Here is a 22,595-nt window from a genome sequence, read left to right on the forward strand (position 1 = left end):
GTTTGAGTATGTCGATTACCCTTAGCGACAGCGCTGCCGCGCGAGTAAGCTCTTTTCTGGCGAACCGTGGTAAAGGCTTTGGCCTGCGACTGGGCGTACGTACCTCCGGCTGTTCTGGTATGGCTTACGTACTGGAGTTTGTTGACGAACCGGCGTCTGATGACACCGTGTTTGAAGACAAGGGCGTGAAGGTGGTGGTCGATGGCAAAAGCCTGCAATTCCTCAACGGCACTCAGCTGGACTTCGTAAAAGAAGGCCTGAACGAAGGGTTCAAATTCACGAATCCGAACGTCAAAGACGAGTGTGGTTGCGGCGAAAGCTTCCACGTTTAACCGCGCGTCATCCGAAACCCCACCGTGGCTTTGCTACGCGTGGGGTTTGTTCTAACAGGCTACCCCTGAGATTGTTATGGATTACTTCACTCTCTTCGGACTACCCGCTCAATACCCGATCGATCTCCAGGCGCTGACGGTCCGTTTTCAGGATCTCCAGCGTCAGTACCATCCGGATAAATTCGCCAGCGGGACGCAGGCAGAGCAGCTGGCTGCGGTATCACACTCCGCAACCATCAACCAGGCCTGGCAAACGCTGCGTCATCCGCTGGCGCGTGCAGAATATCTGCTCTCGCTTCACGGTTTCGATCTGGCGAGCGAACAGCATACCGTGCGCGACACCGCCTTTCTGATGGAACAGCTGGAGCTGCGCGAAGAGCTGGATGAAATTGAACAGGCTAAAGACGAAGCGCGCCTGGAAAGCTTTATCACGCGCGTAAAGGGCATGTTCGATACCCGCCATCAGCAGATGGTGGAGCAACTGAACAACGAGACCTGGGACGTGGCGGCAGACACTGTGCGCAAACTCCGTTTTCTCGATAAACTGCGAAGCAGTGCTGAACAACTCGAAGAAAAGCTGCTCGATTTTTAATTTCGGAAGCAATTATGGCCTTATTACAAATTAGTGAGCCAGGCTTAAGCGCCGCACCGCACCAGCGTCGTCTGGCCGTCGGTATTGACCTGGGCACCACCAATTCCCTCGTGGCGACCGTGCGCAGCGGCCAGGCGGAAACGCTGGCTGACGAGCAGGGCCGCCATCTGCTGCCTTCCGTGGTCCACTACCAGCAGCAGGGTCACGCGGTCGGGTTTGATGCCCGCACCAACGCCGCGCGCGATCCGGCCAATACCATCAGCTCGGTTAAGCGCATGATGGGCCGCTCGCTGGCTGATATCCAGACCCGTTACCCGCATCTGCCGTATCAGCTACAGGCCAGCGAAAACGGCCTGCCGATGATCGCGACGTCTGCCGGTCTGCTGAACCCGATTCGCGTTTCCGCTGACATCCTCAAAGCGCTGGCGGCGCGCGCCACGGCGACACTCGGCGGCGATCTCGACGGCGTGGTAATCACCGTTCCGGCCTACTTCGACGATGCACAGCGTCAGGGCACCAAAGACGCCGCGCGTCTGGCGGGCCTGCATGTGCTGCGTCTGCTGAACGAACCGACGGCGGCGGCCATTGCCTACGGCCTCGATTCCGGTCAGGAAGGGGTGATTGCGGTTTACGATCTCGGCGGCGGGACGTTTGATATTTCAATCCTGCGCCTGAGCCGCGGCGTGTTCGAAGTGCTGGCGACCGGCGGGGATTCCGCGCTCGGCGGCGATGACTTCGACCATCTGCTGGCGGACTACATCCGCGAGCAGGCGGGCATCAGCGATCGCAGCGATGCGCGCGTACAGCGTGAACTGCTGGATGCGGCCATCGACGCCAAAATCGCCCTGAGCGACGCGCAATCGGTCACGGTTAACGTTGCGGGCTGGCAGGGTGAGATCACCCGCAATCAGTTCAGCGAACTGATCGCGCCTCTGGTTAAGCGTACCCTGCTGGCCTGCCGTCGCGCATTGAAAGATGCGGGCGTGGAGGCCAGCGAGGTGCTGGAAGTGGTTATGGTTGGCGGCTCAACCCGCGTGCCGCTGGTGCGCGAGCGCGTGGGCGAATTCTTTGGCCGCACGCCGTTGACCTCTATCGACCCGGACAAAGTGGTTGCCGTGGGCGCCGCTATCCAGGCCGATATCCTGGTCGGCAACAAGCCGGACAGCGAAATGCTGCTGCTGGACGTCATCCCGCTGTCTCTGGGTTTAGAAACCATGGGCGGCCTGGTGGAGAAAGTCATTCCGCGTAACACCACCATTCCGGTGGCGCGCGCGCAGGAGTTTACTACCTTCAAAGACGGCCAGACCGCGATGTCCATCCACGTGATGCAGGGCGAGCGCGAGCTGGTGCAGGACTGCCGCTCTCTGGCGCGCTTTGCGCTGCGCGGAATTCCGGCGTTGCCGGCGGGCGGGGCGCATATTCGCGTCACCTTCCAGGTGGATGCGGACGGCCTGCTGAGCGTCACGGCGATGGAAAAATCGACCGGCGTGGAATCGTCCATCCAGGTGAAGCCGTCCTACGGCCTGACCGATGGCGAAATCGCCTCCATGATTCAGGACTCAATGAGCTACGCCGAGCAGGATGTGAAGGCGCGTATGCTGGCCGAACAAAAAGTGGAAGCCGCACGCGTGCTGGAAAGCCTGAACGGCGCGCTCGCTGCCGATGCCGCGCTGTTAAGCGCCGCTGAGCGCCAGGTGATTGACGATGCTGCCGCGCGCTTAAGCGCAGTCGCCGAAGGCAATGACGCTGACGCAATAGAAGAAGCCATTAAAAACGTTGATAAACAAACCCAGGACTTCGCTGCTCGCCGCATGGACAAATCTGTCCGCGTCGCGCTGAAAGGCCAGTCCGTGGACGAGGTTTAATATGCCAAAGATTGTAATTTTGCCTCATGCGGACCTCTGTCCGGATGGCGCTGTTCTGGAAGCGAAGACCGGTGAAACCATTCTCGATGTTGCCCTGCGTGCAGGTATCGAAGTGGAACACGCCTGTGAAAAATCCTGTGCCTGCACCACCTGCCACTGCATCGTGCGTGAAGGTTTCGACTCTCTCGCCGAGAGCACCGAAGACGAAGACGACATGCTGGATAAAGCATGGGGTCTGGAGCCAGACAGCCGCCTGAGCTGCCAGGCCGCGGTGACCGATGAAGATCTGGTCGTGGAGTTCCCACGTTACACCATCAACCACGCACGCGAGCATTGATATGGGACTGAAGTGGACAGACAGCCGTGAAATCGGCGAGGCGCTCTACGACGCGAACCCGGATCTCGATCCGAAGACCGTACGATTCACCGATATGCATCAGTGGATTTGCGATCTGGAAGATTTTGACGACGATCCAAACGCATCCAATGAAAAAATTCTGGAGGCGATTCTGTTAGTCTGGTTAGATGAAGCAGAATAGATAACATAAACGGGCTGCCTTCAGGCGGCCCGTTTGCTAGTTGCTAATAAGGATAAATAAAATGACCGAAGCGATGAAGATTACGCTCTCCACGCAGCCAGCCGACTCACGCTGGGGCGAAAAAGCCACCTACAGCATCAACAACGACGGTATTACCCTGCACCTGACGGGCAATGATGATTTGGGCCTGATCCAGCGCGCCGCGCGTAAAATTGACGGCCTTGGCATTAAGCATGTGTCGCTGGAAGGCGAAGGCTGGGACACCGACCGCAGCTGGGCGTTCTGGGCAGGCTACAAAGGCCCGAAAGGCACCCGCAAAATCGAGTGGGCGAACCTCGACGAAGCCGGTCAGAAAGAGCTGGAAAGCCGCCTGCAAATCATCGACTGGGTGCGCGACACCATCAACGCCCCGGCGGAAGAGTTAGGCCCTGAGCAGCTGGCGCAGCGCGCGGTTGACCTGCTGTGCGGCGTAGCGGGCGACAAGATGTCTTACCGCATCACCAAAGGTGAAGACCTGCGCGAGCAAAACTACATGGGCATTCACACCGTGGGCCGTGGCTCCGAGCGTCCTCCGGTCCTGCTGGCGCTGGATTACAACCCAACCGGCGATAAAGAAGCGCCGGTCTTTGCCTGTCTGGTCGGAAAAGGCATCACTTTCGACACCGGCGGCTACAGCCTGAAGCAGAGCGCGTTCATGGATTCCATGAAGTCCGACATGGGCGGTGCGGCCACCATTACCGGCGCGCTGGCGTTCGCCATCACCCGTGGCCTGAACAAGCGCGTGAAGCTCTACCTGTGCTGCGCGGACAACATGGTGAGCGGCAACGCCTTCAAGCTGGGCGACATCATTCGCTACCGCAACGGTAAAAACGTTGAGGTGATGAACACCGACGCCGAAGGCCGTCTGGTGCTGGCCGATGGCCTGATCGACGCCTCTGCGCAGAAGCCGGAGCTGATTATCGACATGGCAACCCTGACCGGCGCGGCGAAAACGGCGCTGGGTAACGACTATCACGCCCTGTTCAGCTTCGACGACAAGCTGGCCGCTCGCCTGCTGGCCAGCGCGGCGGCGGAAAACGAACCGTTCTGGCGTCTGCCGCTGGCCGAGTTCCACCGCAGCCAGCTGCCGTCTAACTTCGCCGAGCTGAACAACACCGCGAGCGCGGCGTACCCGGCGGGGGCAAGCACCGCAGCAGGCTTCCTGTCTCACTTCGTTGAGAACTACCATGAAGGCTGGCTGCACATTGACTGCTCCGCAACCTACCGTAAAGCGGCGGTTGAGCAGTGGTCTGCGGGTGCGACCGGTCTGGGCGTGCGTACCGTGGCGAACCTGCTGACGGCTGAGTGATCTTTTTTGCCGGGTAGCGCTACGCTTACGCGCGCCTTCGGAGTCATCGTATTGCCCGGCGGCGCTGCGCTTGCACGGGCCTACGGTTTTGTAGGCCGGGTCAGCGAAGCGCCACCCGGCGTTTTTTGAAGTAGCCAAACTATGTCAGAAACCAAAAACGAATTAGAAACCCTGCTGGAGCAGGCGGCGACCGAACCCGCCCACCGTCCGGCCTTTTTCCGCACGCTGCTGGAATCCACCGTCTGGGTGCCGGGCACCGCGGCGGAAGGGGAGCAGGTTGTCGAAGACAGCGCGCTGGATCTGCTGCACTGGGAGAAAGACGACGGCACCTCGGTGATCCCGTTCTTTACTTCGCTCGAGGCCTTGCAGGAAGCGGTAGAAGACGAACAGGCGTTCGTGGTGATGCCGGTGCGCACGTTGTTCGAAATGACCCTGGGGCAGACGCTGTTCCTCAACGCCAAACTGCCGACCGGGAAAGAGTTTACTCCGCGCGAAATCAGCCACCTGATTGGTGACGAGGGCAACCCGCTCAGCACTCAGGAGGTGCTGGAAGGGGGCGAAACGCTGCTGCTGTCTGAAGTGGCCGAGCCGCCCGCGCAGATGATTGACTCCCTGACCACGCTGTTTAAAACTATCAAGCCGGTAAAACGCGCGTTCCTCTGCTCCATCAAAGAGAGCGCTGACGAAAAACCTGTTCTGCTGATAGGGATTGAGGCCGACGGCGATATCGACGAGATCATCCAGGCGGCGGGAAGCGTAGCAACCGACACCCTGCCGGGCGATGAGCCGATTGATATCTGTCAGGTGAAGAAAGGTGAGAAGGGGATCAGCCACTTTATTACCGAGCACATCACCCCGTTCTACGAGCGTCGCTGGGGCGGCTTCCTGCGCGATCTCAAGACCAACCGCATTATCTGATTACGGCGGGGTGATCTTCACCCCGTTGCTTCAAGCAGCAGTAAATCCATCAGCAGCACCAGATTCGACTCAAACGACGTCACCCCTGCGGCTTCGGCGGCGAAATGTACCGCTTCGTCATAGAGGGCAAAATGCACGTCCGCCATACCCGCCAGCGTATTGGCCGACGCGCGGGTAAACGCGACGATGGTCATGCCGACGTTTTTGGCGATCCGCGCTTTATCCAGTACCTGCTCCGTTTCGCCGCTGCGCGAAACGGCAATAAACACCTGATAGCGCGCGGCGTTGCTGAGGAAAATATTCCGGCTGTCCCCCGGTCCGGAGATGAACGCCGTTTTTCCCAGCACCTGCAACTTCTTGGTCAGGTATTCGGCAAAAAGATATGAAAACCCGGCGCCGTAGAGAAAGAAGCTCTCTTTCTGGCGCAGCAGGCTGGCAAACTGCTGGCGTTTGTCCTGGGTGACCCACTGGAAGGTCTGCTGATAGTTAGCAATGAACCGGGCAAAAAGCGCGGGCATTTCCGCATGTTGCTCAGGCTGTACGGTGATATGCGGCGTGTCAGAAAGCAGCTGCTTGCAGTGCCAGATAAACTCGCTAAAGCCGCTAAACCCCAGCTTCTGACACAGCCGCATAATCGTCGCGGTAGAGACAAATGTCGCCTGCGCCAGCTCGCGCACCGTGATGTTGCCCACCAGCAATGGATGCTCAGTGAGGTGGGCGAGGACGCGATACTCCGCGCGGGTCAGCGACGATCCGCGCGTTAACAGCGTTGCCAGGCGGTTATCCATTATTTCGCCGGTTCAACCGGCAGATCGTCCCGTGCACCCCATTCACTCCAGGCGCCGTCGTACAGAGTCACGTCATTCGCGCCAAGGGTTGCCAGCGCCAGGATCACCACGCAGGCCGTCACGCCGGAGCCGCAGCTGGCAATAACCGGACGATGCAAATCCACGCCCTGACGTTCAAAAATGGCACGCAATTCATCGGTGGTTTTCAGCTCGCCTTCAAACACCAGATCGCCCCACGGTACGTTCAGCGCCCCCGGGATATGTCCGCGTTTCAGTCCCGGACGCGGCTCGTCCGCTTCTGCGTTGAAACGTGGAGCGGGACGCGCATCGACGATTTGCGCCGTGTTTTCGTGGCTCACGACCAGCACGTCGGTCAGGCGCTTGACCACGTTAGCGTCAAACGTGGCATCAAATTCCCCTTCCGGCAGCGTGACGTCACCCTGCTGAAGCGGTAGTTCGTCGCGCTTCCAGCCTGCAAGTCCGCCCGCCAGAATCGATACCTTTTCCACGCCGAAGTTTTTCAGCATCCACCACGCTCGCGGCGCGGAAAACAGATTACCTTCATCGTAAACAACAAGATGTTTATCTTTGCTGATGCCCAGCTCGCGCATCGCCACGGAAAACGCTTCCGGGCGAGGCAGCATGTGCGGCAGGGGAGAGGTGTGATCGGAGAGGGCTTCGATATCAAAAAATACCGCGCCAGGCAGGTGCCCTGCACGGTATTCAGCGGGAACGTCACGATGCTCCTGGCCCGGAGGGGCCATGCGCGCGTCGATAATCTGAACTTCCGGGTCGTCGCCGTGCTCAATCAGCCAGTCGGCAGCGACAAAATATGAGGTGGACATGGTTGCCTCCATTCTTTTCCGTAAAAAAGGATTGTCGGTGTTTTTTCTGACACCGACAAGCTAACCACGTTCAACTCGCGAGCAAGCCCCTATTTTTTCACCGCTTCACCGTCCTGCCAGGCCTTTTGCAGCGCAGGCCAGTAGTCGCGGTTGGCTTCGATCATCTCATCCAGAATCGCTTTCGCGTGCTCCATGGTCGGCACGGTGCGGTTCAGAGTGAACGCCTGCAACGCTTTCTCGTAGCTGCCTTCGATGGTTGCCTCAACCAGCAGCTGTTCAGAGGCCAGCTGCTGTTGCAGGAGCGTCTGGTGGAACAGTGGTACCTGACCCACGCGGACAGGCTCCGGCCCTTCGGAGGTGATATAGGCAGGCACTTCCACCACCGCATCGTACGGCAGGTTGGTAATCGCCCCGCGGTTTTCCACCATCACCAGATGGCGTTGGCGCAGGTTGAACGCCAGTGAGCAGGCGACATCGACGATAAATTCGCCGTGAACACCTACGTGGAAGGCGTCCGGTAAAATTCCGGTGCGCTGGTACTCTTCGGCGGCGGCAAACAGCTTTTTCTCACGCCCGTTCATCACTTCGTTGGCGCGGGTATAGTGCGGGTTCTGATGCTCCACAATCTGGTTTGGCATCAGGTAGTACTGTAGATACGGGTTCGGCAGGTACTCCGGGAAGTTATCCATAATCGGCTTGATGTTGCGCCAGGTTTTCACCCACGACGGATCCGAGTGCTGCGGGTCGGTTTTCGCGGCATCTTCCGTCAGCAGGCCAAACTTCGCGATATGTTTACGCAGCTCCGGCAGCTTGTCCTCGCCGTCCACCCGCACGCGGGTAAACCAGCCGAAATGGTTGAGGCCAAAATAGTCCACCTCCAGTTTATGACGATCCACGCCCAGAATGGCGCCCATATTGCGCATCGCGGCGACAGGCATATCGCAGATATTCAGCACGCGTGCGTTGGGACGCAGGCGACGCACGCCCTCGGCGACGATCGCCGCCGGGTTGGAGTAGTTCACGATCCACGCCTTTTCGTGCGCGTAGCGTTCCACCCGATCGATCAGCTCTACCATCGGCAGGATAGTACGCAGGCCATATGCCAGCCCGCCGGGTCCGCAGGTTTCCTGGCCGACCACCCCGTGGCGCAGCGGGATCTTTTCATCCTGCTCGCGCATTTTGTACTGTCCGACGCGCATCTGAGCAAAAACAAAATGCGCGCCGCTGAAGGCCACTTCCGGATCGCTGGTGACGGTGAATTTGATGCTCTGGCTGTGGTCGCGAATAACCTTCTCCACCACGGGCGCAATGGTGTTCTGGCGCGCCTCGTCAATGTCATACAGGCGGATCTCTGCCAGAGGGAAATCATGCAGACGTACCATCAGGCTTTTCACAATACCTGGCGTGTAGGTGCTACCGCCGCCGGCAATCGACAGAATAAATGGGGGTGTAAACATCTTTAGCTCCTTTCAGAGAAACGTCTCAACGGCTTCTCGCATTTTTTTGACATGCAGCCCGTAGACCACCTGAACGTTGTTACCTTGTTTGATAATCCCTTTCGCGCCGGTCGCTTTCAGGCGCGGTTCGTCGATGATGGCGACGTCCTTCACCGTGACGCGTAAGCGGGTGTAGCAGTTATCCACTACCTCTATATTTTCCCGACCGCCCAGACCCACCACGATGGATTCGCCCAGCTCGTCGTTATTGCCCTTCGCCTGGTACTCCTGCTTGCTGTAAAGGCGTGTCTCCTGGTCCTCATCTTCACGCCCCGGCGTTTTCATGTTGAAGCGCAGGATCAGGAAGCGGAATACCACGAAATAAAGGGCGAACATGATCAGCCCGACCACGATGTACATGGGCCAGTTGGACTTCTCCGTGCCGAGCGGCAGGTTGTAGAGGATGAAATCGATAATCCCGTTGGCGCCGATGGCGTGAACGCCAAACAGCGAGAACAGCATCATGCCGATGCCGGTCAGCACCGCATGCACCACGAACAGCAGCGGGGCGACGAACAGGAAGGAGAATTCAATCGGCTCGGTTACGCCGACCAGCAGCGAGGTCAGCGCCGCCGGGATCAGAATCGCTTTCGCAATCGCTTTACGCTCTGGCTTCGCGGTCATGTACATCGCCAGCGCGGCGGCAGGAAGGCCGAACATCTTGCTGATGCCGCGCGCATCCCACACCACGGTACTGCTGAGCTGCTTCACGTCCGGGCAGGCCATCTCGGCGAAGTAGATATTGCGCGCGCCCTGATAGGTTGCGCCACACACCTCCTGCGTACCGCCCAGTTCGGTATACAGGAACGGCGTATAGACCAGATGATGCAGGCCCGTCGGCACCAGAATGCGTTCAAGGAAACCGTAGATCGCCACGCCAAACGGACCGGACCCTTTGATCGCCAGCGCCAGAGCGCTTATTCCATGCTGTGCGTACGGCCAGAGTTCGCTCATGACCACGCCGAGCAGCATAGAGACAGGCAGCATCACAATCGCGACAAAGCAGTGGCCGGAGTAAATCGCCATCGCGCCGTTAAACTGGACACCGGAATATTTGTTGTACAGATAACCGGAAAGCGCCCCGGTCAGGATCCCGGCGAAAACGCCCATCTCCAGCACCTGAACGCCCAGCACCATGCTTTGTCCGGCGGCTTTCATCTGGTCCGCAGGCGCCAGTTCCCCCTGAAGCTGTAACGTCACGTTCATCGCGTTAATGAATACGATAAAGGTCACCAGCCCAATCAGCGCCGCGTAGCCTTTGTCTCGTGTTGCCAGTCCAATGGGGATCCCGACGGCAAACACCAGCGCCAGGTTGACCAGCACCGACACGGCAGATTTGGCGATCAGCTGGCCGACACTCTGGATCAGCGGGTGGCCGAGAAACGGCAGGTACTCGGCCAGATTGCCGTTACCCAGCACATTCCCGAAGGCGATAAACAGGCCGACGATGGGTAAGATAAGTACAGGTCCGTACAATGATTTTCCGAAATTTTGTAGGGCGTTCACGGCTCGTTTCATGGCTTTCTCTCTTATTGAACCGCGCACTCGGGGTGCGTCATGGTCATAAAACTAGCAGGCCTGATGCGAGCTTATCCAGCTATCTTCTTGTTTTAAAAACAAATGACGCGAAAGGTAACATGTTACGTTATGCGCTGTGATCGCCGTTCCATCACGGTTTGGCTGCGTGATGCCATTCTGCGAGGTGCTTTCCAGATTATAAAATTGGACTTTTTGTATTAACGAAACTTGCGGATAATACTTATCCGGACGATGACCAACAGGCCCCTCAGGCCAGGGACACAGGATGAAACCGTTTCGCTTAGCTGCGATCTCTCTCGCGCTGCTCACCACCTTTACGCTTGTCGGCTGTGATAACAGCGACGACAAACCTCAGGCCGCTGCCCCCGCAGCGTCTACTGCATCAGAACAGAAAACCCCGGCAAAACCGGATCCTGAAAAGCTGGCTAAGCTGGCCGCGCAGAGTCAGGGCAAGGCGTTGACGCTGCTGGATGCCTCTGAAGTGCAACTCGACGGCGCTGCGACGCTGGTTCTGACCTTCTCTGTACCGCTGGAGCCCAGCCAGGATTTTGCGAAAACGGTGCATGTGGTGGATAAAAAAAGCGGCAAAGTGGACGGCGCCTGGGAACTGGCCCCCAATCTGAAAGAGCTGCGCCTGCGCCATCTGGAGCCGAATCGTAATCTGGTCGTCACCGTCGAACGTAATTTGCTGGCGCTGAACAAAGCGACATTCGGCATCGACTATGAAAAAGCGATCACCACCCGGGATGTTGAACCGACGGTCGGATTCGCCAGCCGCGGATCGCTGCTGCCGGGTAAGGTGGTGGAAGGATTGCCGGTGATGGCGCTCAACGTCAACAATGTGGATGTGAACTTCTATCGCGTGAAGCCGGAGTCGCTGGCCTCGTTTGTCAGCCAGTGGGAGTACCGTAACTTGCTGACCAACTGGGAATCTGACAACCTGCTGAAGATGGCGGAACTGGTCTACACCGGCCGTTTCGACCTCAACCCGGCGCGCAATACGCGTGAAAAACTGCTCCTGCCGCTCAAAGATATTAAGCCGCTCCAGCAGTCTGGCGTCTATATCGCCGTGATGAATCAGGCTGGTCACTATAACTACAGTAACGCCGCGACGCTCTTTACCTTAAGTGATATTGGGCTGTCCGCTCACCGTTATCATAACCGCCTGGACATCTTCACCCAGAGTCTTGAAAACGGTGCGGCGCAGTCAGGTGTGGCCATTACCCTTCTGAACGATAAAGGGCAGACCCTGGCCGAGGCGAACAGCGACGCCGATGGTCATGCGAAACTGGAAACCGATAAAGAAGCCGCGCTGATCCTGGCCAGTAAAGATGGCCAGACGACGCTTCTCGACCTCAAACTTCCGGCGCTGGATCTGGCGGAGTTTGATATCGCCGGTAACCCGGGTTACAGCAAACAGTTCTTTATGTTTGGCCCGCGCGATCTCTATCGTCCGGGTGAAACGGTGATCCTGAACGGCCTGCTTCGCGACAGCGATGGCAAACCGCTTCCCGATCAGCCGGTAAAACTTGACGTGCTGCGCCCGGACGGACAGGTGGCGCGTACGGTCGTTGTGCAACCTGAGAACGGCCTTTATCGCTTCAACTATCCGCTCGATAGCGGCGCCCAGACCGGCATGTGGCATATTCGCGCGAATACGGGCGATAACCAGCAGCGCATGTGGGATTTCCACGTCGAAGATTTTATGCCTGAGCGTATGGCGCTGAATCTGACCGGGCAAAAAACGCCGGTTTCCCCGCAGGATAATGTCGACTTTAACGTTGTGGGCTATTACCTGTATGGCGCGCCGGCTAACGGCAATTCTCTGCAAGGCCAGCTTTTCCTGCGTCCGCTACGTGACGCGGTGCCTGCGCTGCCTGGCTTCCAGTTCGGTGATATTGCCGAGGAGAACCTGAGCCGCAGCCTGGATGAAGTGCAGCTTACGCTGGACGAACAGGGGCGTGGGCAGGTTACCACCGAAAGCCAGTGGAAAGAGGCGCACTCGCCGCTGCAACTGATTTTGCAGGCCAGCCTGCTGGAATCAGGTGGGCGTCCGGTAACGCGACGCGCCGAGCAGACTATCTGGCCTGCGGCTGAACTTCCGGGGATCCGCCCACAGTTCGCCAGCAAGGCCGTTTACGACTACCGTACCGATACCACCGTCAATCAGCCGATTGTCGATGAAAACGGCAACGCCAGCTTTGACATCGTCTATGCCGATGCCAGCGGGGCGAAAAAAGCGGTATCCGGTTTGCAGGTGCGTCTGATCCGTGAGCGTCGCGACTACTTCTGGAACTGGTCCGAGAGTGAGGGCTGGCAGTCCCAGTTTGATCAAAAAGATCTGGTTGAGGGCCAACAGGAGCTAAACCTCAAGGCCGATGAAACCGGTAAAGTCACCTTCCCGGTGGAGTGGGGCTCATACCGTCTGGAAGTGAAAGCCCCTGATGAAATGGTCAGCAGCGTGCGCTTCTGGGCGGGGTACAGCTGGCAGGATAACAGCGATGGCACGGGCGCTGCACGCCCGGATCGTGTGACGCTGAAACTGGACAAGCCATCCTATCAGCCAGGCGATACCATCAACCTGCATATTGCAGCGCCAGCCGCAGGCAAGGGCTATGCAATGATCGAATCCAGCGAAGGGCCGCTGTGGTGGAAAGAGATTGACGTGCCAGCAAACGGTCTGGATCTCGCCATACCGGTGGATAAGGCCTGGAAACGTCACGATCTCTACCTCAGCACGCTGGTGGTTCGTCCTGGCGATAAATCCAAATCCGCCACGCCAAAACGGGCGGTTGGTCTGCTGCATCTGCCAATGGGAGACGAAAATCGACGCCTGAACATCGCACTGGATAACCCACAAAAAATGCGTCCGAACCAGACGCTTTCTGTGAAAGTGAAAGCCAGCGTAAAAGAGGGGGCTGTGCCACAGAAGGTGAACGTGCTGGTCTCGGCTGTCGATAGCGGCGTGCTGAACATTACCGACTATGTCACGCCGGATCCGTGGGAAGCTTTCTTCGGTCAGAAGCGCTATGGCGCGGACATCTATGATGTTTACGGCCAGGTGATTGAAGGTCAGGGACGTCTGGCCGCACTGCGCTTCGGCGGAGACGGCGATGAACTGAAACGCGGCGGTAAGCCACCGGTGAACCATGTCACCATAATTGCCCAGCAGGCGCAGCCGGTTACGCTTGATGCCAACGGCGAAGGCACCATCACGCTGCCGATTGGCGATTTCAACGGCGAACTGCGTCTGATGGCACAGGCCTGGACGGAAGACGATTTCGGCAGTAGCGAAAGCAAAATCATTGTAGCGGCTCCGATTATTACCGAGCTTAATACGCCGCGATTCCTCGCAAGTGGCGATACCTCCCGCCTGACGCTGGACCTGACTAACCTGACGGACCAGCCGCAAACGCTGAACATTGCGCTAACTGCAACCGATAAGTTGTCGCTCGAAGGCGCTCAGCCAGAGCCGGTTAAGCTGCCGCCTGGCGCACGTACCACGCTGTTTATTCCGGTGCGTGCCCTGGAGGGCTATGGCGATGGGGAAGTGACTGCTCAGGTGACGGGACTTCAGCTCCCTGGTGAGACGTTTGCGCCGCAGCAGAAGAGCTGGAAAATTGGCGTGCGTCCCGCATTCCCAGCGCAAACGGTGAATACGGGCACGATGCTGAACCCTGGCGAATCCTGGAGCGCGCCAGCACAGCATATCGCCGGTTTCTCGCCTGCCACGCTACAGGGGCAGCTGTTGCTCAGCGGTAAACCACCTTTGAACCTGGCACGCTACATTCGTGAACTTCAGGCCTATCCGTATGGATGTCTTGAGCAGACCACCAGCGGCCTGTTCCCGTCCCTCTACACCAACGCGGCCCAACTGAAGGCACTGGGCATTAAAGGCGACACCGACGATAAACGCCGTGCGGCCATTGATATCGGGATCTCCCGTCTGCTGCAAATGCAGCGTGACGATGGCGGTTTTGCCTTGTGGGATAAAAACGGTCCGGAAGAGTATTGGCTGACCGCATACGTCACGGACTTCCTGGTGCGGGCAGGTGAGCAGGGTTACAGCGTGCCTGCCGAGGCAGTGAATAACGCCAACAGCCGACTGCTGCGCTATTTACAGGATCCGGGGATGATGTCCATCCGCTACAGCGACGACACCCAGGCCAGCAAATTTGCTGTCCAGGCGTATGCTTCACTTGTGCTGGCTCGTCAGCAAAAAGCGCCGCTCGGTGCGCTGCGTGAAATCTGGGATCGCCACGCTCAGGCTGCTTCCGGGCTTCCGTTGATGCAGCTGGGCATGGCACTCAAACTGATGGGGGATGCACCGCGCAGCCAGCAGGCGCTGGATCTGGCTCTCAAAACTCCCCGTAACGACAGCCGAAACTGGATGGCGGATTACGGCAGCCAGCTGCGTGATAATGCCCTGATGCTCTCCCTGCTGGAAGAGTACAAGCTGCTGCCGGATGCGCAAAACAGGCTGCTGAACGCGTTATCTGAAGACGCGTTCAGCCAGCGCTGGCTGTCTACCCAGGAGAGCAATGCGCTGTTCCTGGCCGGACGTTCACTGCAAACCTTGTCAGGTGCGTGGCAGGCAACGACCAGCCTCTCTGAACAGACCCAGAGCAGTGATAAAGCGCAGGTAGAAAACCTGAACGGCGCTCAGCTTGGTGAGTTGCAGGTGACGAATACCGGCACTACGCCGCTGTGGGTACGACTGGACACTACTGGCTATCCGGAGTATGCGCCTCAGCCATCCTCTAATGTCTTGCAGATTGAACGTCATATCCTGGCGACAGACGGCAGCAGCAAGTCGCTCTCTTCTCTGAAGAGCGGTGAACTGGTTCTGGTATGGCTGGAAGTGAAGGCCAGCCAGAACGTGCCGGATGCGCTGGTGGTGGATCTGCTCCCGGCAGGTCTGGAGCTGGAAAACCAGAATCTGGCGAGCAGCAGCGCCAGCTTGCAGGACAGCGGCAGTGAAGTGCAAAACCTGCTGAATCAGATGCAACAGTCTGATATTCAGCACATGGAATTCCGCGACGATCGCTTTGTGGCCGCGGTGCCGGTCAATGAAGGTCAGCCGGTCACGCTGGTTTACCTGGCCCGTGCCGTTACGCCGGGAACCTACCAGGTGCCTGTTCCGATGGTCGAGTCCATGTATGTTCCGCAGTGGCGGGCAACGGGGGCGGCCAGTGGCCCGCTGATCGTTGTTCCGTAAAATGCGGATAGCACGCCTGATTCGCTCCCGCTGGCTGTGGCTGGCGGGAGCGCTTCTCGTTTCAGGGGGGCTGATTGTCGTCGCTGACCGCGTGTGGCCGTTGCCCCTGAAAGAGGTCAACCCTGCGCGAGTGGTCGTGGATGAGCAGGGTGTTCCGCTGTGGCGTTTTGCCGACAGCGAAGGCATCTGGCGCTATCCGGTTACCATTGAAGAGGTTTCACCACGCTATCTCGAGGCGCTGATCCAGTATGAAGATCGCTGGTTCTGGGATCACCCGGGCGTCAATCCGCTTTCTGTACTGCGTGCCGCCTGGCAGGATCTCACCTCCGGGAGAGTGGTTTCCGGCGGGAGCACGCTTACCATGCAGGTGGCGCGTCTGCTGGATCCGCATCCGCGTACCTTTGGCGGTAAAATTCGTCAGCTGTGGCGGGCGATGCAGCTGGAGTGGCATCTCTCCAAGCGTGAAATCCTGACGCTGTATCTTAACCGTGCCCCGTTTGGCGGCACGTTGCAGGGCGTGGGCGCGGCAAGCTGGACTTATCTTGGCAAACCGCCGTCGCAGCTGAGCTATTCCGACGCGGCGCTGCTGGCTGTACTGCCGCAGGCACCCAGCCGTCTGCGCCCGGACCGCTGGCCGGAGCGTGCCGAAGCGGCGCGGAACAAAGTGCTCGACCGCATGCTGACTCAGGGCGTCTGGTCTGAAAAGCAGGTCAAAGAGTCCCGTGAAGAGCCGGTCTGGCTGGCTCCCCGGCAGATGCCGCAGCTGGCGCCGCTCTTTTCCCGCATGATGCTGAGTAAAAGTCGTGACACAAAAATAGTCACCACGCTGGATGCAGCTTTGCAACGACAGCTTGAAGAGCTGGCAATGAACTGGAAATCACGCCTGCCTGCCCGCAGTTCGCTGGCGATGATCGTCGTGGATCATACATCCATGAAAGTGCGTGGCTGGGTAGGCTCGGTAGATATCAATGATGACAGCCGTTTCAGCCACGTGGATATGGTCAATGCGATCCGATCGCCGGGATCGGTCCTCAAGCCATTCATCTATGGCATGGCGCTGGACGATGGTCTGATCCATCCCGCTTCGTTATTGCAGGACGTGCCAAGAAAAACGGGGGATTATCGTCCCGGCAACTTTGACAGCGGCTTCCATGGGCCGGTCAGTATGAGCGAAGCCCTGGTGCGTTCCCTCAACCTGCCTGCGGTGCAGGTTCTCGAAGCGTACGGCCCAAAACGTTTTGCCGGAATGCTGAGCAACGCGGGATTACCGCTCATTCTGCCTGCGGGGGCACAGCCCAACCTCTCTCTGATCCTGGGGGGCGCAGGCGCACGCCTGGCTGATATCGCTGCCGCCTATAGCGCCTTTGCGCGTCAGGGTAAGGCGGGCCGGCTGCGTTTACAGCCGGGCGATCCGCTGATCGAACGTCCGCTGTTATCGCAGGGGGCGGCGTGGATCATTCGACGCATTCTCGCTAATGAAGCACAGCCCCTGCCGGACAGTGCGCTGCCCCAGGTTGCGCCGCTGGCGTGGAAAACGGGCACCAGCTATGGCTACCGGGATGCCTGGGCCATCGGCCTGAATGCCCGGTATGTCATTGGAATCTGGACCGGACGCCCGGACGGCACGCCCGTTGCCGGGCAGTTTGGTTTCGCCAGCGCGGTACCGCTCCTGAATCAGGTCAATAACATGCTTCAGTCCCGCTCGATGGTGGAAGCGCGCCTGCCGCGCGATCCGCGTCCTGCAAGCGTAGGACGGGGCGTGATTTGCTGGCCGGGTGGCCAGTCCCTGCCTGAAGGGAGCGAAAACTGTCGGCGTCGGCTGTCAACCTGGCTGCTGGAAGGCAGTGAACCGCCTACGCTGCTGCTGCCGGAACAGGAAGGTATTCGCGGGATCCGTTTCCCGGTCTGGCTGGATAAAGAAGGCAAGCGCGTTGCGGCGGATTGTCCTGATGCGACAGAGAAAGTGCTGGATGTCTGGCCGCTGCCGCTGGAGCCCTGGCTGCCTGCTGCCGAAAAACGGGCTGCTCGTCTCCCCGCCCGTTCAGCTATTTGCCCTCCGCTGGATAACCATAATGCGGCGCCGATGATGTTGTCAGGCGTCAGAGAAGGGGCGGTAATTAAACGTCTTCCGGGTGAGAAAAATATGACCCTCAACGTTTCAACCAGCGGCGGGGAGGGACAACGATGGTGGTTTTTGAATGGCGAACCGCTGGACGGGCATCAGAAGAATTATTCACTGCAATTATATTTGCCGGGTAAATATCAATTAATTGTATTAGATGAAACAGGACAAACGGCGACAGTGAATTTTGAATTAGATCGCTAAGTATTACCCCTCAAGAGTTAGCTTGATAATTATCAATATTCGTTCCTGAAAAAAAACGAGAATGCGTTTTTATTTGAAGGAACGAGCAATGAAAAAAAATAAACATCAGGGAGAAGGGCTTATTCCCGCCATATCCCGGCGTCAGTTTATTCAGGCAGGGTCGGCGCTCGCCGCCCTGCCGTTTGTCGTCAAAACCGGCAAAGTACAGGCACAGGGCGCGGCGGTTTCAGACGCTACGCCTGAAGAAAAAGTGGTGCAAACCTGTAGTACGTTTGACTGCGGCGGCAAATGTGATATTCGTGCTCACGTCAGTGATGGCGTTGTGACCCGAATTTCAACGCGTCCGGATAACGCGCTGGATCCGCAGATGCCAGTAATGCGCGCCTGCGTTCGTGGTCGGGCTTATCGGAAATTTGTTTATCACCCCGATCGACTGAAATATCCAATGAAACGTGTAGGTAAACGTGGCGAAGGAAAATTTGAGCGTATTACCTGGGATGAAGCCACCACCCTCATTGCGAATCAATTAAAAACTATTACGCAAAAATATGGTGCTGCGTCACGCTATGTTCATGTGGGCACCGCGGTGTCCGGCGGGACCTTTTCCGGCGATAAAATGGTTCGTCGTCTGCTCAACTTAACCGGCGGCTATCTCGAAAGCTATCACTCGGTCAGTATGGGTAACACGGCGGCGGCAACGCCGTATACCTATGGCACCGCCGCCAGCGGCAGCTCTCTGGACACGCTGCTGGACACCAAACTGGTCATTCTCTGGGGGCATAACCCGACGGAAACCATCTTCGGGCACAGCAACCACTTCTACCAGAAGATGAAGCAAAACGGCACGCGCTTCATTGTTGTCGACCCACGCTATTCCGATACGGTTTCCTCCCTTGCCGATCAGTGGATCCCGCTGCTTCCCACAACAGACAACGCCCTGATGGACGCGATGATGTATGTGATCGTCACGGAGAATCTGCACGATCGCGACTTTATTCAACGCTACACCCTGGGCTTTGACGAAGACGCCATGCCAGAGGGCGTTCCGGCCAATGAATCCCTGATGGCTTACCTGAGCGGTGCAAAGGATGGCGTGGCGAAAACGCCTGAGTGGGCAGAGAAAATCACCCACGTGCCTGCACAAACTATTCGTCAGCTGGCGCGTGACTACGCAACCACCAAACCCGCCGCGCTGATCCAGGGCTGGGGACCGCAGCGTCACAACTGCGGCGAGCGCACCGCGCGCGGCTCGACGATACTGGCCACGCTAACGGGTAACGTCGGGGTGAAAGGCGGCTGGGCAGCAGGCTATGGCGGCTGCGCAAACCGCAAATTTGCGGCCGGGCCAGAGATGCCGGACAACCCGGTCAACGCCAAAATTTCGGTCATGAACTGGGTCCAGGCCGCGGATGATGCTTCTAAGGTAACCGCGGAAGATGGCCTGAAGGATGCTGAGAAGCTGGACAGCAATATCCGCATCCTGTTCTCGCTGGCGGGCAATTATCTGGCTAACCAGAACCCGGATCTTCATCAGGCAACCCGTGTCCTGGAAGACGAGTCGAAAATCGAGTTTATCGTCGCAAGCGATCTGTTTATGACGCCGAGCGCCAGATACGCCGACCTGCTTTTGCCGGAAACCAGCTTCATGGAACGCTGGAATATCGGCGAAACCTGGGGCACGGCAAGCTATCTGATCCTGTCAGAAAAGCTGATTGAACCTGAATTTGAACGCCGTTCAGACTACGACTGGCTACGGGAGGTCGCTGCTAAGCTTGGCGTCGAGCCAGCGTTCAGCGAGGGCCGTGACGAAAAAGCGTGGATTGAGCACATCTGGGAGCAGACGCGGCTGTCCATGCCGGATGAAAACCTGCCGGACTTCGCGACGCTACAGAAGACGCGTCAGCATCTTTTCAAAAGCGCGCCGTACGTTGCCTTTGAAGACAACATTCGCGATCCGCAGAATCATCCGTTCCCGACGCCGTCCGGAAAAATTGAGATCTTCTCGAAGCGTCTGTACGACATGCATCACCCGGAAATTCCGGCGCTGTCGCACTACGTGCCAGCCCATGAAGGGCCGGAAGACGAGCTGGCGAAAACCTTCCCGCTCCAGCTGATCACCTGGAAAGGGAAAAACCGCGCGAACTCCACCCAGTACGCCAACCCGTGGTTAATTGAGGCGCAGCAGCAAAAGCTGTGGATCAACCCGCAGGATGCGCAAAAGCGCGGCATTGCGCAGGGGGATACCGTGCGTATTCATAACGCGCGCGGCATTTGCGAGATCCCGGCGGAGGTCACGCCGCGCATCATTCCAGGCGTGGTGGCCATGCAGGCAGGCGCCTGGTGGCAGCCGGACGCGCAGGGTATCGATAAAGGCGGCTGCGCGAACGTGCTCAGTTCCGCCCGTATTACCGCGCTTGCGAAAGGGAATTCCCATCAAACCATGCTGGTGGAGGTAGCTAAAGCATGAGTCAGTTTAAACATTACGCACCGGTGAGCGACAAACAGCTGGGTTTTTATATCGACTCTTCTCGCTGCTCGGGCTGCAAGGCATGCCAGGTGGCGTGCAAAGATAAAAACAACCTTGAAGTCGGACGTCGTTTCCGTCGCGTTTATGAAGTTAACGGCGGGGGTTTTATCCCGACCGGGCAGGGCGGCGTCAGCAACAACGTTTTTGCCTACACGCTCTCCATTTCCTGTAACCACTGCGCAGACCCTGTCTGCACCAAGAACTGTCCGACCACCGCGATGCATAAGCGTCCGGGGGACGGCATTGTGCGCGTTGATACTGATAAGTGCGTCGGCTGCGGCTACTGCGCATGGTCTTGCCCTTACGGCGCGCCACAGCTCAACGAGCAGACCAGGCAGATGTCCAAATGTGATTTCTGCGTGGATCTCCAGGCGAAGGGAGAGCAGCCCGTCTGTGTGGCAACCTGTCCACTCGAAGCGATTAAATTCGGGCCGATTGATGAACTGCGGGCGAAGTATGGTGCGGTCTGTGATGTGAAAGGCTTGCCTGATTCCTCCATCACCAAACCAAACCTGGTGATCAAAGCGCATCAGGGCGCAGAGAAAGAGGGGAAACGTCATGCATGAGTTACCGCTGCTGATTTTTACGCTGTTCCTGCAAGGATCGGTTGGCGTTACGCTGTGGCTGGCGTTCGGAAGCACGCAACGCAGCGCGCTGCTGCCGGCTGCCGGAGCGTTTGTGCTGGCGAGCCTGGGGCTGCTCGCCTCCGCGCTGCACATGGGCTATCCGCTTAATGCTCTTAACGCGCTGCGCCACGTATCCAGCTCCTGGCTGAGCCGTGAGATTATCTTTGCCAGTCTTTACCTTGCGGCGCTTGGTCTCGCCGTGCTGCTGATGTTTGTCAAAAAGCCAGGCTGGAAGCCACTGTTGGTTGTGGCAGGTCTGGTTGGTTTAGTCGACGTGTTCTGCATGGCGCAGATCTACATGCACGCATCCGTGGTGACATGGCAGCACGTAAACACGCTGGTGCTGTTTTTCGGTTCGGTGGGGATTATCGGTTCAGCCTGCATGGCCGTTGGGACGCGTACTCAGACAACCGTGCGTGCGGCGGTTGTCATTATTACGCTGGTGGTGCTTGTGCGTCTGGTGATGCAGCCCGTCTGGCTGGCAGATATTACGGCTATGGACAACACCGTGGTGACGTTCCCTCACGCACCGCTACAGATGCTGGAGCAACTGCGAACCGTTCATCTGCTGAGCTGGTGCGTATCCGTTGCGGGTATGCTGTGCTTTGCTGCGGGCGGTCTGAAAGCGGCGCGATCTCCCATGCTGCTGGGAAGCGCATTGCTGATTGTCGGTGAGCTGATGCTGCGCTTCGTTTTCTTCAGTATTGGCTGATGGGCGGATTGACCTTTGCCCCGGCGATGGACGTGACGCATGCGTGCGTCCGTCGCCGTTTTCGCCACGCTTCCTGCCTCGCCTGCGCGGACGTCTGTCCTGTGCAGGCTTTTTCTTTTACCGACTCAAGCGTCTCGGTTGATGACAGCCGCTGTATTGAATGCGGTGACTGCCTGTTCGTCTGCCCCGCTGAGGCCATCACCGGCATCACGCCGCGAAAACGCTTTCTGTGTGGCGATACGCTTGTTGAGCCGTTTACTGACCGTGCGCCAGGGGTGAATGAGCTTCTGCTGTGGCACGCGCAGTACCACGTTCGTTTTATCAGTATCGACGCGGAGCAGAATCCTGACTGGTTGCTGGCGATTGCTCGGCTGAATCTGGCGCTTCGCCGACGCGGTGAAGCGGCGTGGGCGTTTAAATATATACCCGTCAACGAGGTTAATACCGCCCGGCGTGTGCTGATGCACGTTCCCCGAGAGGATGTCCAGGCCTGTAGCGTCGTGCCCGGTCAGCGTGAACTGCGCAGGGCGTTTTCTGCGTTTAGCGAGGCAGAGATAACTCTCGATACCGAATCCTGCGTACTGTGCGGCGCGTGCTGGCGGAGTTGTACGGAAAACGCGATTCGGTTTGAGAACGCTGAACTGGTCGTGGAAACCGGACGCTGTACGGGGTGCGGCGGCTGCGAAGCGGTATGCCAGCATGCGGCGATAAACGTGACGCAAACAGAAGGAACAGCGAAAAGCGTGACCATACCGGCATATGAAGCCGTTTGCCTGACGTGCCACCGTCATTTCTGGTCATTTACGTCTGATGAAAAGCAGTGTCCGCTCTGTTTTCATCATCAACACGGTATGCGAAATACGAGCTGTTGCTAATCTTCGTCTCATTTTAAAAAAATGTTATGCATAACCATAGGCAATGGCG

The 22,595-nt window shown here is 58.1% G+C and carries 17 protein-coding genes; 13 read left to right on the forward strand and 4 right to left on the reverse strand.

What is annotated here, in order from left to right:
• The first annotated feature begins 8 nt into the window (after positions 1–8).
• The 7 genes from iscA (at position 9) to sseB (ending at position 5,594) form a co-directional block, all read left to right on the forward strand.
• On the forward strand, positions 9–332 hold the full coding sequence (gene iscA, locus ACOTWU_RS20930; RefSeq protein ID WP_003860659.1) for an iron-sulfur cluster assembly protein IscA: 324 nt from the start codon (positions 9–11) through the stop codon (positions 330–332).
• Between the two features lie 76 nt (positions 333–408).
• The gene (gene hscB, locus ACOTWU_RS20935; RefSeq protein ID WP_003860657.1) at positions 409–924 is read left to right on the forward strand and encodes a co-chaperone HscB; all 516 of its coding nucleotides are present in this window, start codon (positions 409–411) and stop codon (positions 922–924) included.
• Between the two features lie 14 nt (positions 925–938).
• A complete protein-coding gene (hscA, locus tag ACOTWU_RS20940; protein WP_032654486.1) occupies positions 939–2,789 on the forward strand; it encodes a Fe-S protein assembly chaperone HscA in 1,851 nt (616 codons plus the stop codon).
• Between the two features lies 1 nt (position 2,790).
• On the forward strand, positions 2,791–3,126 hold the full coding sequence (gene fdx / locus ACOTWU_RS20945; protein ID WP_003860652.1) for an ISC system 2Fe-2S type ferredoxin: 336 nt from the start codon (positions 2,791–2,793) through the stop codon (positions 3,124–3,126).
• Between the two features lies 1 nt (position 3,127).
• A complete protein-coding gene (gene iscX / locus ACOTWU_RS20950; RefSeq protein WP_003860650.1) occupies positions 3,128–3,328 on the forward strand; it encodes a Fe-S cluster assembly protein IscX in 201 nt (66 codons plus the stop codon).
• 61 nt (positions 3,329–3,389) lie between these two features.
• Positions 3,390–4,676 carry an aminopeptidase PepB gene (pepB, locus tag ACOTWU_RS20955; RefSeq protein ID WP_023304219.1) on the forward strand — a complete coding sequence of 429 codons (1,287 nt, stop codon included), beginning with the start codon at positions 3,390–3,392 and terminating at the stop codon, positions 4,674–4,676.
• Between the two features lie 141 nt (positions 4,677–4,817).
• A complete protein-coding gene (gene sseB, locus ACOTWU_RS20960) occupies positions 4,818–5,594 on the forward strand; it encodes an enhanced serine sensitivity protein SseB (protein WP_023325069.1) in 777 nt (258 codons plus the stop codon).
• Positions 5,595–5,611: 17 nt separating this feature from the next.
• Here the strand turns inward: sseB and ACOTWU_RS20965 are convergent, their stop codons facing one another.
• The 4 genes from ACOTWU_RS20965 to ACOTWU_RS20980 all read right to left on the reverse strand — a co-directional run bounded on the left by ACOTWU_RS20965 (position 5,612) and on the right by ACOTWU_RS20980 (position 10,241).
• The gene (locus tag ACOTWU_RS20965; protein WP_023295150.1) at positions 5,612–6,382 is read right to left on the reverse strand and encodes a MurR/RpiR family transcriptional regulator; all 771 of its coding nucleotides are present in this window, start codon (positions 6,380–6,382) and stop codon (positions 5,612–5,614) included.
• A complete protein-coding gene (gene sseA, locus ACOTWU_RS20970) occupies positions 6,382–7,227 on the reverse strand; it encodes a 3-mercaptopyruvate sulfurtransferase (RefSeq protein ID WP_017383536.1) in 846 nt (281 codons plus the stop codon). The genes ACOTWU_RS20965 and sseA overlap by 1 nt, the downstream gene beginning before the upstream one ends.
• A gap of 89 nt (positions 7,228–7,316) precedes the next feature.
• Positions 7,317–8,684, reverse strand: coding sequence for a 6-phospho-alpha-glucosidase (locus ACOTWU_RS20975; RefSeq protein ID WP_220719663.1), 1,368 nt, complete (start codon positions 8,682–8,684; stop codon positions 7,317–7,319).
• A 12-nt stretch (positions 8,685–8,696) separates the two neighbouring features.
• On the reverse strand, positions 8,697–10,241 hold the full coding sequence (locus ACOTWU_RS20980) for a PTS transporter subunit EIIC (RefSeq protein WP_040117987.1): 1,545 nt from the start codon (positions 10,239–10,241) through the stop codon (positions 8,697–8,699).
• A gap of 286 nt (positions 10,242–10,527) precedes the next feature.
• Here ACOTWU_RS20980 and ACOTWU_RS20985 point away from each other — a divergent pair, with 286 nt between their 5' ends.
• The 6 genes from ACOTWU_RS20985 to ACOTWU_RS21010 all read left to right on the forward strand — a co-directional run bounded on the left by ACOTWU_RS20985 (position 10,528) and on the right by ACOTWU_RS21010 (position 22,546).
• Complete coding sequence (locus ACOTWU_RS20985) at positions 10,528–15,480, forward strand: alpha-2-macroglobulin family protein (RefSeq protein ID WP_126498892.1); 4,953 nt, start codon at positions 10,528–10,530, stop codon at positions 15,478–15,480.
• Between the two features lies 1 nt (position 15,481).
• The gene (gene pbpC / locus ACOTWU_RS20990) at positions 15,482–17,806 is read left to right on the forward strand and encodes a peptidoglycan glycosyltransferase PbpC (RefSeq protein ID WP_126498891.1); all 2,325 of its coding nucleotides are present in this window, start codon (positions 15,482–15,484) and stop codon (positions 17,804–17,806) included.
• Positions 17,807–17,894: 88 nt separating this feature from the next.
• Positions 17,895–20,273, forward strand: a complete 2,379-nt coding sequence (locus ACOTWU_RS20995; protein ID WP_304529361.1) for a DMSO/selenate family reductase complex A subunit — start codon at positions 17,895–17,897, stop codon at positions 20,271–20,273.
• Positions 20,270–20,899 carry a DMSO/selenate family reductase complex B subunit gene (locus ACOTWU_RS21000; RefSeq protein ID WP_045333754.1) on the forward strand — a complete coding sequence of 210 codons (630 nt, stop codon included), beginning with the start codon at positions 20,270–20,272 and terminating at the stop codon, positions 20,897–20,899. Before ACOTWU_RS20995 ends, ACOTWU_RS21000 begins: the two co-directional genes overlap by 4 nt.
• On the forward strand, positions 20,892–21,671 hold the full coding sequence (locus tag ACOTWU_RS21005; RefSeq protein ID WP_220719665.1) for a dimethyl sulfoxide reductase anchor subunit family protein: 780 nt from the start codon (positions 20,892–20,894) through the stop codon (positions 21,669–21,671). The genes ACOTWU_RS21000 and ACOTWU_RS21005 overlap by 8 nt, the downstream gene beginning before the upstream one ends.
• On the forward strand, positions 21,671–22,546 hold the full coding sequence (locus ACOTWU_RS21010) for a 4Fe-4S binding protein (protein WP_126498889.1): 876 nt from the start codon (positions 21,671–21,673) through the stop codon (positions 22,544–22,546). Before ACOTWU_RS21005 ends, ACOTWU_RS21010 begins: the two co-directional genes overlap by 1 nt.
• The last annotated feature ends 49 nt before the right edge of the window (positions 22,547–22,595 follow it).

This window comes from Enterobacter cloacae complex sp. GYL001, from assembly GCF_049237125.1.
Classification (GTDB): domain Bacteria; phylum Pseudomonadota; class Gammaproteobacteria; order Enterobacterales; family Enterobacteriaceae; genus Enterobacter; species Enterobacter hormaechei_C.

Bases quoted from the DNA above. Each gene is read 5' to 3' on its own strand.
- iscA (WP_003860659.1), top strand. From the start codon at position 9: ATGTCGATTACCCTTAGCGACAGCGCTGCCGCGCGAGTAAGCTCTTTT.
- hscB (WP_003860657.1), top strand. From the start codon at position 409: ATGGATTACTTCACTCTCTTCGGACTACCCGCTCAATACCCGATCGAT.
- hscA (WP_032654486.1), top strand. From the start codon at position 939: ATGGCCTTATTACAAATTAGTGAGCCAGGCTTAAGCGCCGCACCGCAC.
- fdx (WP_003860652.1), top strand. From the start codon at position 2,791: ATGCCAAAGATTGTAATTTTGCCTCATGCGGACCTCTGTCCGGATGGC.
- iscX (WP_003860650.1), top strand. From the start codon at position 3,128: ATGGGACTGAAGTGGACAGACAGCCGTGAAATCGGCGAGGCGCTCTAC.
- pepB (WP_023304219.1), top strand. From the start codon at position 3,390: ATGACCGAAGCGATGAAGATTACGCTCTCCACGCAGCCAGCCGACTCA.
- sseB (WP_023325069.1), top strand. From the start codon at position 4,818: ATGTCAGAAACCAAAAACGAATTAGAAACCCTGCTGGAGCAGGCGGCG.
- ACOTWU_RS20965 (WP_023295150.1), bottom strand. From the start codon at position 6,382: ATGGATAACCGCCTGGCAACGCTGTTAACGCGCGGATCGTCGCTGACC.
- sseA (WP_017383536.1), bottom strand. From the start codon at position 7,227: ATGTCCACCTCATATTTTGTCGCTGCCGACTGGCTGATTGAGCACGGC.
- ACOTWU_RS20975 (WP_220719663.1), bottom strand. From the start codon at position 8,684: ATGTTTACACCCCCATTTATTCTGTCGATTGCCGGCGGCGGTAGCACC.
- ACOTWU_RS20980 (WP_040117987.1), bottom strand. From the start codon at position 10,241: ATGAAACGAGCCGTGAACGCCCTACAAAATTTCGGAAAATCATTGTAC.
- ACOTWU_RS20985 (WP_126498892.1), top strand. From the start codon at position 10,528: ATGAAACCGTTTCGCTTAGCTGCGATCTCTCTCGCGCTGCTCACCACC.
- pbpC (WP_126498891.1), top strand. From the start codon at position 15,482: ATGCGGATAGCACGCCTGATTCGCTCCCGCTGGCTGTGGCTGGCGGGA.
- ACOTWU_RS20995 (WP_304529361.1), top strand. From the start codon at position 17,895: ATGAAAAAAAATAAACATCAGGGAGAAGGGCTTATTCCCGCCATATCC.
- ACOTWU_RS21000 (WP_045333754.1), top strand. From the start codon at position 20,270: ATGAGTCAGTTTAAACATTACGCACCGGTGAGCGACAAACAGCTGGGT.
- ACOTWU_RS21005 (WP_220719665.1), top strand. From the start codon at position 20,892: ATGCATGAGTTACCGCTGCTGATTTTTACGCTGTTCCTGCAAGGATCG.
- ACOTWU_RS21010 (WP_126498889.1), top strand. From the start codon at position 21,671: ATGGGCGGATTGACCTTTGCCCCGGCGATGGACGTGACGCATGCGTGC.